Here is a 13,297-nt window from a genome sequence, read left to right as displayed (position 1 = left end):
AAGAGGAAATTTTAGCCTAAATGCACTTTTCAGCTTAAAAATTTACTGCTCCGCGCATTTTGGACGAAGTGCGCAATAGCATCCGGATTTTTGATGCCGGGAGCACTCTCTACACCTGATGAGACATCGACTGCCGGAGCGCCAGTTTGGCGAATAGCCTGCGCCACATTCTGAGGGTTCAACCCACCAGCCAGCATCCACGGGTAGGTCGGATTCCATCCTGCAAGAAGGTCCCAATCCAGTTGCTGTGCGTTACCGCCGGGGCGGGTTGCATCCGCAGGGGGCTTTGGTTCTATCAGCAGGCGGTCCACTAGGCAGCGTTGCGGGAGTTCGGCTTGCGTTGCAACGGGCTGGGAAAGCCAGACTGGCAAGCCATACCGCTGGCGAATAGCCAGAGCGCGGACAGGCGTGGCGTAAAGCTGCAAAACATCAAGCGCCACCGTGTTGAGCACATGATCAAGGGTTGCGTCATCAGGGTGCACAAACAGTCCCACCCTTTGCGGGCCGCCTTTATGCCGTGCGGACAAAGCGGCTGCCTGCGTTGCCGTAACATTGCGCGGGGAGCGCTCAAAAAACACGAACCCCACCCAATCTACTTTTTGCGCAACACAGGCATCAAAACCCGCTTCTTCTGTCAGGCCACAAATCTTGATGCCAATAGTAGCGCTCTCCTTGTGGCCCATCATCATCAGCCCGCCAGTTCAGCAACAATTGCTGCTGCTGCGGCGGCCGGGTTGTCTGACTGCGTAATGGGACGCCCAACCACAATCCAGTCTGCTCCGGCAGCACGTGCCTGAGCGGGCGTCATGATACGCTTCTGGTCGCCTGCCTGACTGCCGGCAGGACGGATACCGGGAGTAACAAGCAATGGCTTGTCTCCCAACACATCCCGCAATGGGGCCAGTTCATGCGCTGAACAGATCAGCCCGTCCATGCCTGCCGCCATTGCCAGTTTACCAAGGCGCACCACCTGATCCCGCGCGGTGGCTGCCACGCCAATCTCCTGCAAGCCGTGGTCATCCATACTTGTCAGAACAGTCACCGCCAGCAAAGCGGGGCGTTCATGCGCCGGAAAAGCGTCATCACACGCTTGGCGGGCCGCTTCCATCATGGCGCGACCACCGGAAGCATGGAGCGTCAACATTTTGGGCCGAAGATGAGACAAGGCCCGCACAGCAGACCCAACCGTATTGGGAATGTCATGCAGCTTCAGGTCAAGAAACAGAGGGGCTGAGCCTGCAACATCCGCCACAGCCTGAAAGCCAGCGGCATAGGCAAATTCCAGCCCCAGTTTTATAGCCCCGGCTGAGGGCGCAACAGCCTGTGCCCAGGCTTTGGCTGTTGCTGGGTCTTGCGTATCAAGGGCGGCAATCAGGCCGGTTTTGCGTGTCATGGATTATATCAGGTCTTCTGAAGGGGGCGGGACAATTGTGCCAGATGCGGTATGGGGTGCATTCAACGCATCTGCTGGGGCACGTACAGGGGCCTGCGCGGCGGCGGCAGCCTGAATTTGTGCTACCTGTGCCTCAAGCTCACGCACGCGCTGCTCGGCCTTACGAGCACGCCGGCGCTGCCCGAATTCAGCAACCCAGAAACAAAAGGCACCTGCCAGAAACGCAACAGCCGCCACAATAAGCGCCAGGACGCCTATGGCGCATTTCCAGCTATAAGTGAGCATCCACATATCCTGTGGATCCTGATTACTGGCACTGAACACCACAAGTGCAAGCAGGAATGGGACAACAACGATCAGTCTTATCATATTTTTCTCCTAGCCTCAGGCAGGGGTAAGCGCAAGAAAACGGCAGACCGGGAAGTGTTGGTAAAAAATAAAACAGCTATAACAAGGCCTGATGTAACGCTCTGCTCGTCTCTTTTTATGCATTACAAACTGAGAGTTGGGTCTCGCACTTCCAGAACTTATCTGTTACTGCTGCTGCATCTTTAAGTCATTCTTTTTTCCTGCCATCGCTTTAGTGCCGCCGCGCCCAAGGAGCCTTCCCATACTATGACTGGCCGTAAACAGCATTCAACGGATTCCCTTGGCGGAAGCACCAGCACCCCTTCTACTCCCGGTATGTTGCTGGGCATTCAATACAGCAAAGCGGTCACATTTCAGGTTTACAACGCCCCCGCTGTTTACGCCAGAACACAGGAACGCCCACACACAGCGCTTGTGGTGGACGTAAAAGCCAACCAGCTTGCCGAAAACCAGCCCAGCTTTGAGGTAGAACTGATTCTGCGCTGTCAGGGCCAGAACAACCCTATGAGCAGCGGTGAGAAAACGGTGGTCTTCTTTGAGGCGTCCCTGACCTACGCAGGTATTTTCACCCTTCAGAACTCAACGCCGGAAACGCTTGAGCCCTTGTTGCTGGTTGAAGCCCCCCGCCTGCTCTTTCCCGCAGCGCGTAACCTGCTGACCACGCTCAGCCGTGAAGCCGGGTTCCTGCCAATTGTGATCCAGCAGATTGATTTTGCTGACTTGTGGCGCAGTCGCCGTGCGGCAAGCTGAGCGCAGGCTGTCTTTCTGAACGCTCCCACCCCCTTTTGCTTATAGAAGGCCCGGCGTATGACGGAACCGTTGCTTACACCCCTGTGGCAGGACTTTGACGCGACATGGTATCGGACCGCCTATAAAGACGTGTTGGGGGAAGCTCTCTCCCTGCCGGATGAGGGGCTCCAGCACTGGTACGAAACGCAAGGGGCCTTCTCCGGTCACTCCCCCAACCCGTATTTTGATGAGGAGTGGTACCGGCGCAATTGCTCGGATGCACTGGAAGGTATTTCCAACCAGACCTACCGCTCCGGTTTTGAGCATTATTGCAACCGTGGTTACAAAACCCAGTCTCCACACTATCTTTTTTCAGAGCGCTATTACATCAAGCAAGGCGAAAACCTGACACCCAGCGCACTGATGCAGCAGGGTTACAAAAATGGCTATGACCATTATTTGCGGGTAGGGGCTGCCCAAAGGGTACGGGGGCATCTGTTCTTTAACCCTGATATGTACCAGCAGCATCGCGCGGCGGATGACGGGTTGGAAGCGCTTGCGCCATTTTGCCACTTCCTGCTGGCAGACCGGTCTTTGCCTGACCGTGTGGCCTTGTCTGAATATTTTGACCCTATCTGGTACGCCAAGGCGGTGCCGCAGTCTCACACCATGGTGGAATATGGGTACGTCCCTAACCTGCTTTATTTTTTCCTGACTGATTTTACACCCAACGGTTTCTGAAACGTCACCCCACACGCAATAAAAGTGCGTCAAAAGTTCTCCCACTGGGCTGGTATGTCTTTTTGTGCCCGCTCCCAACTCTGAACTTTTGAAACACCGTCTTACGGTATAGTAGTGTTTTACAACGGGTTGCCCCTTTGGCGGCCCCACCGTTTCAAGACCTTGCAGGGGATAGACTACTCATGACCATACAGGCCGCGCTGTCTGAAGCAGATAAAGGGCTGGATGCCAGCCTGAACCGGCTTTTTGACCTGCTGCGTATTCCCAGCATTTCCACACAGGCAGACCATGCGCCAGACTGTCGCAAAGCTGCCGAGTGGCTTGTAGAAACGCTTAAAACGATCGGCTTTAATGCCAGCACGCGGGAAACACCCGGCCACCCGATGGTTGTAGCCCATGCCAAAGGCCCTGCCGGTGCCCCCCATGTGCTGTTTTATGGACATTATGACGTCCAGCCAGTTGACCCGCTAAACCTCTGGCATTCCGCCCCCTTTGAGCCTGTTCTGGTTAAAGGCCCCACGGGTGAGCAGGAAATTACGGCCCGTGGTGCAGCGGATGACAAAGGGCAGGTCATGACCTTTGTAGAAGCCTGCCGCGCCCTGAAGCAGGCAGATGGCACCCTCCCCCTGACCGTCACAATGCTGATAGAAGGTGAAGAAGAGTCTGGTGGTGCCAATCTTCTACCCTTCCTGGAAGCAAACCGGGACGAACTGAAGGCCGATGTGGCGCTTATTTGCGACACAAACATGCTGGGCCGTGGCCTACCAGCCATTACCACCATGTTGCGCGGCATGGTGGGCGAGGAAGTCACCATTACCGCCGCATCACGCGACCTGCATTCCGGCATGTACGGTAATGCGGCCCGCAACCCGATTCAGGTTCTGTGCGATATTCTCTCCGACCTGCGTGATGGCGCGACTGGCCGTGTGACACTGCCCGGTTTTTATGAGGGTGTGCCTGTCATACCGGAAGAAACCCGCGCCATGTGGCGCAAGATTGGCCCCAGCGATGCTGACAGCTTAGGCCCGGTTGGTTTGCACCTTCCCGCTGGCGAGGCCGGTTACACCGCGCTGGAGCAGACATGGAGCCGCCCTAGCTGCGAAATTAACGGCATTAGCGGGGGCTATGAAGAAAAAGGCTTCAAGACGGTTCTGCCTTCTAAAGCCATGGCCAAGGTCTCCTTTCGTCTTGTGGGCGATCAGGACCCGGATAAAATTCGCGCAGCATTCCGCGCCCATGTGCAGGCCCGCCTGCCAGCCGACTGCTCTGTAGAATTTGAAGAACATGGCGGTTCACGCGCCAGCATTGTTGCGGGTGATATGCCCTTCCTGCCCCCTGCCCTTAAAGCTCTGGCCGCAGAATGGCAGCAGGAAGCGGCGGTTATTGGCTGCGGCGGCTCTATTCCTGTTGTGACAGAAATACAGCACGCTCTGGGCATGAACTCTTTGCTAATCGGCTTTGGGCTGGATGATGACCGTATTCACTCACCCAACGAGAAATATGACCTGAGTTGCTTCCATAAAGGTATCCGGTCCTGGGTGCGTGTGCTGTACGCCCTGACCGGGCAGGCTCCGGAATAACCTTTCACTCCAAGACACCAAGGACAGTCATGCTGGTTCTGACACAAGGCGACCCTGCCGGCATTGGGCCGGAAATTACCGCCAAAGCCTGGCAGGCCAACCGCCAGCATGGACCTGGCTTTGTGTTTTTAGGCGCACCGGAACTGCTGCAACCGTTTGTACCTGTGCAAACGGTTGCAGCACCGGCAGAGGCTGCCACTATTTTCCCGCATGCACTGCCAGTGCTGCCGCTGGAACTAGCCACCCCTGCCCTAGCGGGCCAGCCAGATAGCCGAAATGCCCCCAGCGTTATTGAAAGCATTGCTCGCGCTGTTGCACTGGTGCAGCAGGGGCAGGCCTCTGCTGTTGTGACCAACCCAATTAGCAAAGAGGTTGTGCAGAAAACAGGTTTTGCGCATCCGGGCCATACCTCCTATCTTGCCGAACTCTGCAATGTGCCGGGGCAGGATGTCATGATGCTGGCAGGCCCATCGCTGCGGGTTGTGCCAGTTACAGTGCATGTAGCGTTGCGTCAGGCCATCCAGCAGCTTTCCGCAGACTTGATCATCCGGACCGCGCGTACCGTAGCGCAAGGGCTGCGGCGTGACTTCGCATTACCCTCTCCGCGCATTGCCGTAGCAGGCCTGAACCCGCACGCTGGCGAAAATGGCCTTATGGGTACGGAGGAGCAGAACATTATTCTGCCCGCCATTCGCACCCTTCAGGCTGAGGGACTAAACATCACTGGACCCTACCCGCCAGACACACTCTTCACGCCGCACGCTCGGGCCAAATATGATGTGGCGCTCTGCATGTATCATGATCAGGGGCTTATTCCGCTTAAAACGTTGGATATGGCTGAAGGCGTGAACGTGACACTCGGTCTGCCTATTATCCGCACCTCTCCTGACCACGGAACGGCCTTTGATATTGCAGGAAGCAATAGCGCTGACCCATCCAGCCTGCTGGCGGCACTGCGGCTTGCTGCAACACTGGTCCATAACAGAAAGAACACCCCATGAGCGTTGCCCACCGCCCCGCTATTCGTCTTGGTGTCAATATTGACCATGTGGCCACTGTTCGTAATGCTCGCGGTGGCCACCACCCTGACCCGGTAGCGGCTGCCCTGCTGGCCCAAAACGCCGGAGCTGACGGCATTACGGCGCATTTGCGCGAAGACCGCCGCCATATTCGGGACACAGACCTTAAACATCTGCGCGAGCAGCTTACCGTGCCCCTCAATATGGAAATGGCGGCAACTGATGAGATGGTGCTGATCGCCAGCACTCTACTCCCGCACGCCTGCTGCATTGTCCCCGAACGGCGTGAGGAACTGACCACAGAGGGCGGCCTGAATGTTGCTGGCCACCTTGCCAGCCTGACCCCAAAGGTTCAGGCCTTGGCTGCCAAGGGTATTCGGGTGTCACTGTTCATTGACCCTGACCCCACGCAAATTGAAGCCGCCATAAAAACGGGGGCACAGGTTGTTGAATTGCATACCGGCGCTTATGCGGAAAACCACCCTGGTGAGTTGGAACGCCTGCGTGCCGGGGCCGCTCTGGCCCATGCAGGTGGGCTGGAAGTCCATGCAGGCCATGGCCTGACCTATAAGAATGTTGGCCCCATTGCTGCGTTGCCGGAAATACGGGAACTCAATATCGGGCACTTCCTGATTGGTCAGGCTATTTTTGATGGCCTGCCCGCCGTTATTGCCGAGATGCGCCACCAGATTGCCCGTGCATTCACACCGTAACGCACGGCGCTAACGCCCCAAAACCTACGCAGGTTTTGCCTGTGCAGGACAGACACGATAGAGACGTGGACATGCCTCATTCCATTGCACGTCCGTCCGCCGCTGTGTCTGTCCTGCCTTTGCTGTCTCTTATGGCTGTGGGGTGCATTTTCGGCCTGACTTATGGCCTGAGCGCTCCGCTCTTCACGCTGGAACTGACAGAAAAAGGCTACGGCCCGCAATTTATTGCGGCAAATGCCATGATGCACGCGGTGGGCGTGCTGGCCATTGCCCCCTTCCTGCCACGCCTTGCCGCACGGTTTGGCCCCAAGCGACCTTTAACGTTGGCGCTTGCCACGATTATGTGTGTGCTTGTCGCCATGCCTTTGGTGCCCTCCGTATGGGTATGGTTTCCGCTCAGGCTGGCCCTTGGCACCGCGACCGAGGTTCTGCTTATCCTGTCTGAAAGCTGGCTGAACCATCTGACACCTGACGAAAGCCGCACCCGCACCATGGCGCTGTATGGCATCACCCTCTCGCTGGGTTTTGCGGCCGGGCCATTTATTCTGGCCGCGGTGGGGCGGCATGGTTTTGCTCCCTTTGGCATAAGCGCAGGCTTTGTTCTGATGGCCCTTATTCTGATCTGCATGCCGTGGATGCGAAATCCCAAACTGGAAGCGCCCCAACACCGCGGCCTGTGGCGTTATGTCAAGCTGGCACCCATTGCCATTGGCGTAACCCTTCTTATGGCCATGCTAGAGGCAGCCGGATCATCCTTCCTGACGTTGTATGCCATCCGCAATGGGTGGGCTGAGCAAGCCGCCACACTCCTGCTCACAGCCATGCTGTTAGGGGCCATAGCACTCCAGTTCCCGCTTGGGTGGCTGGGCGACCGTATGGACCGCCGTAAGCTGATGATCGCGCTTGGCACCATATCATGCCTTGGTGCCTTGCTCTGGCCATGGGGCATTACCCACCACGGTTGGGCCTATGGTATTCTCTTTGTGTGGGATGGTCTGTTTGCTGCTCTGTATATGCTGGCCATGTCTGTGGTGGGCAGCAAATTTCAAGGGGGAGACCTCGTCTCCATTTATGCAGCCAGTTCGGTTGCATGGGGCGTTGGGGCTTTTGCGGGGCCAGAACTGGCAGGCACCGCGCTTGAACTGGGGCCGCACGGTCTGCCCTACTTTGTTTCAATAGTGTGCGGGCTGTTCACACTCCTGCCGCTCTGCCTGAAAAAAAGCGCCTGATAAGCAGGATAGTCTGGCGAGATACCGCAGCAGCCCTTCTCAGGATGGGCCTGCGCCTTGTGTGTTTACTTGCAAGCAGCAAAAAACAACATCTGTTTGGATCAATTATTCGCCAACTCTTACTGTAATTTTATAGAAAAATGTATATTTTTTAGGATACAATACTTTTAAATATTTGATATAAAAATTCCATCCTTTTTCACTACTCTCAAAGCGGCGTGAAAAACGTCCTAATTATGGTCTCAGTCATCTCATTTAATAGACTATAGTGCATGCTAAAGAGGTAATTTTTCCAAAACACATCGAACAAAAATTATTGAAAACACTCATTTATCTCTATAAAAAGCTAAAAAATATTTCACATTCAAGGACGTCTATTTTTAATGAACAATTCCATAAATTCAATACAAATGCTGCGAGGCATAGCAGCTTTAGTAGTGGTTTTTTGCCACTCACGCTTCTACCTTGCACCTGAGGTCCATAATAAATACGAAAATATACTAATAGTTGGCGGAATGGGGGTGGATTTATTCTTCATGATAAGTGGATTTATCATGATTATATCTACTCTCAAATATCAGGGAACTATTCGTGATATTTTGAATTTTATGATCAAGCGTGTGTCGCGAATTTCTCCGCCTTATTTTATAGCAACATTATTGTACATATTACTAACATCAGGATTTAGTTACTTTCTTTCTCCTCATAATCGCGCTGCCTTTTTTCGGTCTATGGTATTCCTCCCAGAAACATATGTTTTCTATTTTGGCATTCCCTTGGCTGTAGGCTGGACATTAATTTTTGAGATGTATTTTTATATTGTTTTTTCTGTATGTTTATTATTTAAGAAATATAGATTTATCGCATTGTCTTTATTTATATATATAACGGTCTGCTTCATCCCCATGAAATTGGGTAAATTTACTTTTGATACTTTTTTATTCCAAAACTACTCACCACCTTATTACAACATCATGGCAAATCCTTTTATGCTTGAATTCCTTTTTGGGGGATTTATTGCCTATATTTTTCTGTATATACAAAAATATCATGCTAAAATCATCCAAATTCCCTATCTTCCTTATTTCCTGCTCGGCCTTGGCGTTGCTTTTTCATTAGACTGGATGACTATTCCCGATAATCATTATATAAACGGGATGGCCTCAGTAGCAATTTTCGCGACAGTTGTATTGTTAGATGCAATTTTGAGGTTTAAACCCGCCAAGTTTTTAATGTTTTTAGGAAGTATATCCTATACTCTTTATTTAACGCATTTCACTACACTGATTCTCTTGAATAAGGCGCTGGATTACTACGCTTTATCCTACATGAAAAATACTGTCTTCTATATCTTTTTTTCTTCTACAATATGCGTTTTGGCTGCATCTCTATTATATAATTTCATAGAAAAAATACCATCAAACTACGTTCGTAGAAAACTGCAGCGACTTGCCATGCGGTAATCACTTTCGCTACGGTGCCATTATCAGCGATATCACGATGCAGGATATCGCTGTTTTTGTGTTCCGTATTCCGCATTGACCCTGTTCCGGCTCGCACTCCGTCATTGTAGGGCACTAGCTGTCTATTTACTGTAGTCTTTAAGGTTCCGTAGTTTACCTATTCTGGCACACGCATAAGACTATGCTCTGAACCCGACCAGAATGTAATGGCATCATCCCTAATCGCAGCCCGCAGCCCGTCTCAGGAGGAGCCCGCGCCTTGGGTATTTACTTGCAGGCGGTACAAAGATTCTCCCGCACACATAAACAGCCAGTTCCGTTTAGGGCCACCAAAAGTCAGGTTGGACACACCTTGCGGCAGCCGGATACGCCCGATCAGGTGTCCCTCCGGATTGAAGACAAAGACGCCGCACAGCCCAAGCGGGCCGCTCACGCCACACCATAGATTGCCGAAAATATCGGTCTTCATCCCGTCCGGCCCCATCTGCACACCCTGAAAACGCATATTGGTGAACAGCCGCGGGTTGCCCAGAGTGTGGTCCGGTTGCACGTCAAACACATGCACGCCCAAATCTCCATCATGCCCGTTTCCGCCTGCCTGCCGACCGGAGGAAATGACATACAGGCTCTTATGGTCTGGTGAAAAACACAGGCCGTTGGGGTTAGGGAGTTGCTGCTGTGTCAGCACGGCGTCAATCCGGCCTGACGGATCCACCCTGAAAGTGTGATCGGCCTGACGCTTGGTACCGCCAATCGCCCCGATGAGTTCAGACCCGATACGCCAGCGGATACGCCCGTCTGGATTAGCCTCACCCCCCGGCTCATCCGCATGGCCTTCGGTAAATCCGGTTCCATAGCTGGGGTCCGTAAACCAGATGCTCCCATCAGGATGCGCCACAACATCATTGGGGGAATTCAGGGGTCGGCTTTCGTAATGGTCTGCCACCACATGCACGGAGCCATCATGCTCCCACCGGATAACCCGGCGAAAGAAATGCTCACAGGAGATCTGCCGCCCCTGATAATCAAAACAATTTCCATTGGCGTGGTAGGATTCCGGGCGGAAAAGGGTAACTTCTCCCGTCTCCCATAAATACCGGTACTGTCGGCTGGTGACCGTATCACTCAGAATAAGATACCGTCCTTCAGAACTCCAGGCGGGGCCTTCCAGCCATGTTCCCTTATCCCACACGCGGTGCAGGCTTGCCGCGCCAAACAGCAGGTCGCGGAAAGAACGATCTATGACCACCACGTCCGGGTCTGGCGTGTAGGACGGCGGGGCACTTGGCCCCCACTGGCGCGGCGGGGTGGTTGTAACATCCGGCGGGCGGGCAGTATCTGCAATTTCGGGGGGCGGAGCGGCACCGGCAACAGCCAACCCCGCTGAAAAACAACCAAGACCCTGTATAAGGGCACGCCGTTGCAGGTGTTTGGTGGCTGCCTTCATGCTGTCTGTTACGCTCCCGCCGTCCTTACCGCCGCTCTTAGCCCGGCATAGCGTGGTGCGCGCGCCCTGTCACGCACCCGGCCCGCACACCTGCCCCAATGACGGGTCGTGCCAAACAGATCAGGGTATTTTTGCAACCCGCAGCAGGTTGGTGGACCCCGCCACACCAAACGGCACGCCAGCAGCAATAACAATGGAATTGCCCGTCCCGCCAATGCGGGCCTTGGCCACAACAGCCTGAGCCGTTTCGACCATTTCTTCCACACTGGTGACGGGTTTTGTGCTCTCTCCCACAAAGGCCCGTACACCCCACACCAATGCCATACGGCGGGCTGCCTCATGCGTGGGGGTCACACCTATAACCGGGCATAGCGGCCGCTCCCGCGCAATACGGAACGCCGTGGCCCCACGGTGCGTATAGGCCACAATGGCCGCAGCTTTGAGGGTATCCGCCACCTGCTGGGCAGCACTGGCAATGGCATCCGCCACATAATCTTCCGGGGCCAGACGGGCTACTGCCATCATGGACTGCCATTCCGGGTCCTGCTCGGTCCGCCAGATAATCCGATTCATGATCTGCACAGCTTCACGCGGGTACTGCCCAGCGGCGGATTCCGCAGAGAGCATGACGGCATCTGCCCCATCAAACACGGCGGTTGCCACATCTGACGCTTCAGCCCGTGTGGGGGTGGGTGCGGAGATCATGCTCTCCAGCATCTGGGTGGCCACTACAACCGGCTTACCCAATTTGCGCGCCTGACGGATAATTCGTTTTTGAGCCAACGGCACATTTTCAGGCGGCAGTTCTACGCCCAGGTCTCCACGGGCAACCATCACGGCATCTGTCAGGGCCAGAATGGCCTCCAGATTATCCATGGCCTGTGGTTTCTCAAGCTTGACCAGCAGGTTGGCGCGCTCACCAATCAGGGCGCGGGCCTCGCTCACATCTTCAGGGCGCTGCACAAAAGACAGCGCCACATAATCCACCCCTAACCCAAGGGCAAACGCCAGATCACGCCGGTCTTTTTCCGTCAGGGCCGGAATGGGCAATGTAACGTCAGGAACATTTACGCCCTTATTGTTGGAAAGCACACCCCCAACGTCCACACGGGTGTCCAGCCAGTCCGCGCCAACATGCTCAACCACCACGGCCAGCTTGCCATCGTCCATCAGCAGGCGGCTGCCGGGTTTGGCGACAGCTATAATTTCCGGGTGCGGCAGTTGCACACGGGTTTCATCCCCCGGTGCATCGGACAGGTCCAGCCGGAAGGGCGCTCCTTTTTCCAGCAGAACCTTGCCGGCTGCAAATTTGCCAACCCGTAGCTTGGGGCCTTGCATATCTGCCAGAATACCAATCGGCTCACCCAGTTCAGCCTCTACACGCCGGACAATGGCGTGGCGGGCTGCGTGGTCATCATGCGTGCCGTGGGAGAAGTTGAAACGGAAGACGTCAGCCCCGGCCAGAGCCAGATCACGAATAGTCTCGTAATCTGTGGAAGACGGGCCAAGAGTGGCAACAATTTTGGTCCGGCAGTGAAGCGCGTGTGTTGTCGGCATGGTCTATCCTGTTCCTTGTTCGGCCTTCAGGTGGCGGTATCAGGAAGGGGCAATCACCTCTTCCGCGTCCACACCCCAGATCGCATGGCGCTGGACCCAGCCACTATATTGCTTGACGGACACCCTGCACCAGTCTGACCCGGCTGCACACTCCTTGACCGAGCCGATCGTACCCGGTTTGAGAATGGCAACAACCGGAGACTGGTCATTGCTGGCAGTGTGCATCAGCACGCTACCGGGCAGGTCTTTGGCCTCGGCTGCGCTGGCAACCGTGCCCAGCACGCGGCTATCCATATGACCGGAAGACGCGACTTTTGCGCCGTTCTGGTCCGTTTTTTCCACCAGTGGCGCTTCGTCTCCCGCAGGCTCACCGGGGACCATGAAGTCCCGGCCGCCAGAAGCCGTAGCCTGCTGAACCCAGCCTTTCTGGCCTGTTGCATCTTCCACCAGACGCCACACATCAAATTCGCGTTCAATACGAACAGGCATGCCACGGCGATGATAAACCCACAGAATTGGGAAACGACGCCCCGGCCCTGCACGCAAATTCACCTCATCCGCACGCAGGGAGGCATAGCGGGGCAACGGCAGTCCGGTTACGGCTCCTTTGCTCTGATCTTCCAATGAGGGAGGCGGCACTGGGGGCTGAGCTCCGGCAGCGTCTGCCGCAGGAGTGGCCGCAGCAGCACCTGCGCCGACAGCCGCAGCCGTACCGGCCCCGGCAAGGGCCGCTTTGGCGGCACGATGTTTGTCAGCTTTATGGTGGGCCGCACTGTGCTGTGCTTTTGCCGCATGGGCAGCACTGGCGCTGTCATCATGCTTCAGGTGTTTGGCAGCGGCTTTTTTCTGCGCTTCGGCCGTCTTACCAGCCGCCTTCTTTGTGGCGGCTTTTTTGCTGCCTGCTGCATCATGCCCGGCCCCTGCATGGGCGTGATGCTTATGAGCTTCAGGCTTCTTGTCAGCAGCATGGGCCGCAGACAAAGCCACAAAACAACCTGCCATGCAGGACAGCAGACGAAAGCGGTAAGAGAGGGAAGATTTGAACATCATGGCTGCA

13 protein-coding genes are annotated in these 13,297 nt (G+C 55.1%); 7 read left to right on the top strand and 6 right to left on the bottom strand.

All coding sequences use genetic code 11. From position 1 onward, the window contains the following. Nucleotides 1-29: 29 nt before the first annotated feature. Genes Abci_RS01855 through Abci_RS01845 form a run of 3 tightly spaced genes read right to left on the bottom strand, consistent with a single transcriptional unit; the run spans nucleotide 30 to nucleotide 1,762 of the window. Nucleotides 30-689: a phosphoribosylanthranilate isomerase gene (locus Abci_RS01855; protein ID WP_244877556.1), complete on the bottom strand. Its 660-nt coding sequence runs from the start codon at nucleotides 687-689 to the stop codon at nucleotides 30-32. Continuing rightward, entirely contained in the window at nucleotides 689-1,393 is a 705-nt protein-coding gene (gene pyrF / locus Abci_RS01850) for an orotidine-5'-phosphate decarboxylase (RefSeq protein ID WP_048837445.1), read from the bottom strand. The genes Abci_RS01855 and pyrF overlap by 1 nt, the downstream gene beginning before the upstream one ends. Nucleotides 1,394-1,396: 3 nt before the next feature. Continuing rightward, complete coding sequence (locus Abci_RS01845) at nucleotides 1,397-1,762, bottom strand: LapA family protein (RefSeq protein ID WP_048837444.1); 366 nt, start codon at nucleotides 1,760-1,762, stop codon at nucleotides 1,397-1,399. Nucleotides 1,763-2,008: 246 nt separating this feature from the next. Between Abci_RS01845 and Abci_RS01840 the strand changes: the two genes are divergently transcribed. From Abci_RS01840 to Abci_RS01810, 7 genes are all read left to right on the top strand, one after another. Beyond that, nucleotides 2,009-2,512: a protein-export chaperone SecB gene (locus tag Abci_RS01840; protein WP_048837443.1), complete on the top strand. Its 504-nt coding sequence runs from the start codon at nucleotides 2,009-2,011 to the stop codon at nucleotides 2,510-2,512. 57 nt (nucleotides 2,513-2,569) lie between these two features. Next, nucleotides 2,570-3,232: a hypothetical protein gene (locus tag Abci_RS01835; protein WP_048837442.1), complete on the top strand. Its 663-nt coding sequence runs from the start codon at nucleotides 2,570-2,572 to the stop codon at nucleotides 3,230-3,232. A gap of 182 nt (nucleotides 3,233-3,414) precedes the next feature. Then, nucleotides 3,415-4,812, top strand: coding sequence for a dipeptidase (locus Abci_RS01830; protein WP_048837441.1), 1,398 nt, complete (start codon nucleotides 3,415-3,417; stop codon nucleotides 4,810-4,812). Nucleotides 4,813-4,841: 29 nt separating this feature from the next. After that, nucleotides 4,842-5,813 carry a 4-hydroxythreonine-4-phosphate dehydrogenase PdxA gene (gene pdxA / locus Abci_RS01825; RefSeq protein ID WP_048837440.1) on the top strand — a complete coding sequence of 324 codons (972 nt, stop codon included), beginning with the start codon at nucleotides 4,842-4,844 and terminating at the stop codon, nucleotides 5,811-5,813. Continuing rightward, on the top strand, nucleotides 5,810-6,544 hold the full coding sequence (locus tag Abci_RS01820; RefSeq protein ID WP_048837439.1) for a pyridoxine 5'-phosphate synthase: 735 nt from the start codon (nucleotides 5,810-5,812) through the stop codon (nucleotides 6,542-6,544). The genes pdxA and Abci_RS01820 overlap by 4 nt, the downstream gene beginning before the upstream one ends. Before the next feature lie 71 nt (nucleotides 6,545-6,615). After that, a complete protein-coding gene (locus Abci_RS01815) occupies nucleotides 6,616-7,773 on the top strand; it encodes an MFS transporter (RefSeq protein WP_048837438.1) in 1,158 nt (385 codons plus the stop codon). A gap of 383 nt (nucleotides 7,774-8,156) precedes the next feature. Further along, nucleotides 8,157-9,236, top strand: coding sequence for an acyltransferase family protein (locus Abci_RS01810; RefSeq protein ID WP_048837437.1), 1,080 nt, complete (start codon nucleotides 8,157-8,159; stop codon nucleotides 9,234-9,236). A 241-nt stretch (nucleotides 9,237-9,477) separates the two neighbouring features. On the opposite strand, the gene Abci_RS01805 is transcribed toward Abci_RS01810, so the two are convergent. The 3 genes from Abci_RS01805 to Abci_RS01795 all read right to left on the bottom strand — a co-directional run bounded on the left by Abci_RS01805 (nucleotide 9,478) and on the right by Abci_RS01795 (nucleotide 13,290). Then, a complete protein-coding gene (locus Abci_RS01805; protein ID WP_048837436.1) occupies nucleotides 9,478-10,683 on the bottom strand; it encodes an SMP-30/gluconolactonase/LRE family protein in 1,206 nt (401 codons plus the stop codon). A 120-nt stretch (nucleotides 10,684-10,803) separates the two neighbouring features. Continuing rightward, the gene (pyk, locus tag Abci_RS01800; protein ID WP_048837435.1) at nucleotides 10,804-12,240 is read right to left on the bottom strand and encodes a pyruvate kinase; all 1,437 of its coding nucleotides are present in this window, start codon (nucleotides 12,238-12,240) and stop codon (nucleotides 10,804-10,806) included. Between the two features lie 39 nt (nucleotides 12,241-12,279). Further along, a complete protein-coding gene (locus Abci_RS01795) occupies nucleotides 12,280-13,290 on the bottom strand; it encodes an SH3 domain-containing protein (RefSeq protein WP_048837434.1) in 1,011 nt (336 codons plus the stop codon). Nucleotides 13,291-13,297 lie beyond the last annotated feature (7 nt).

The organism is Acetobacter cibinongensis (assembly GCF_000963925.1).
Lineage (GTDB): Bacteria > Pseudomonadota > Alphaproteobacteria > Acetobacterales > Acetobacteraceae > Acetobacter > Acetobacter cibinongensis.
The sequence above is the reverse complement of the archived record's forward strand: the minus strand, read 5'-3'. Positions and strand labels throughout refer to the sequence as shown.

Excerpts from the sequence above, each read along its gene's own strand:
- Abci_RS01835 (WP_048837442.1), top strand. The coding sequence starts at position 2,570 with ATGACGGAACCGTTGCTTACACCCCTGTGGCAGGACTTTGACGCGACA.
- Abci_RS01820 (WP_048837439.1), top strand. The coding sequence starts at position 5,810 with ATGAGCGTTGCCCACCGCCCCGCTATTCGTCTTGGTGTCAATATTGAC.
- Abci_RS01795 (WP_048837434.1), bottom strand. The coding sequence starts at position 13,290 with ATGATGTTCAAATCTTCCCTCTCTTACCGCTTTCGTCTGCTGTCCTGC.
- Abci_RS01855 (WP_244877556.1), bottom strand. The coding sequence starts at position 689 with ATGATGATGGGCCACAAGGAGAGCGCTACTATTGGCATCAAGATTTGT.
- Abci_RS01845 (WP_048837444.1), bottom strand. The coding sequence starts at position 1,762 with ATGATAAGACTGATCGTTGTTGTCCCATTCCTGCTTGCACTTGTGGTG.
- Abci_RS01830 (WP_048837441.1), top strand. The coding sequence starts at position 3,415 with ATGACCATACAGGCCGCGCTGTCTGAAGCAGATAAAGGGCTGGATGCC.
- Abci_RS01805 (WP_048837436.1), bottom strand. The coding sequence starts at position 10,683 with ATGAAGGCAGCCACCAAACACCTGCAACGGCGTGCCCTTATACAGGGT.
- pdxA (WP_048837440.1), top strand. The coding sequence starts at position 4,842 with ATGCTGGTTCTGACACAAGGCGACCCTGCCGGCATTGGGCCGGAAATT.
- Abci_RS01815 (WP_048837438.1), top strand. The coding sequence starts at position 6,616 with ATGCCTCATTCCATTGCACGTCCGTCCGCCGCTGTGTCTGTCCTGCCT.
- pyrF (WP_048837445.1), bottom strand. The coding sequence starts at position 1,393 with ATGACACGCAAAACCGGCCTGATTGCCGCCCTTGATACGCAAGACCCA.
- Abci_RS01840 (WP_048837443.1), top strand. The coding sequence starts at position 2,009 with ATGACTGGCCGTAAACAGCATTCAACGGATTCCCTTGGCGGAAGCACC.
- Abci_RS01810 (WP_048837437.1), top strand. The coding sequence starts at position 8,157 with ATGAACAATTCCATAAATTCAATACAAATGCTGCGAGGCATAGCAGCT.
- pyk (WP_048837435.1), bottom strand. The coding sequence starts at position 12,240 with ATGCCGACAACACACGCGCTTCACTGCCGGACCAAAATTGTTGCCACT.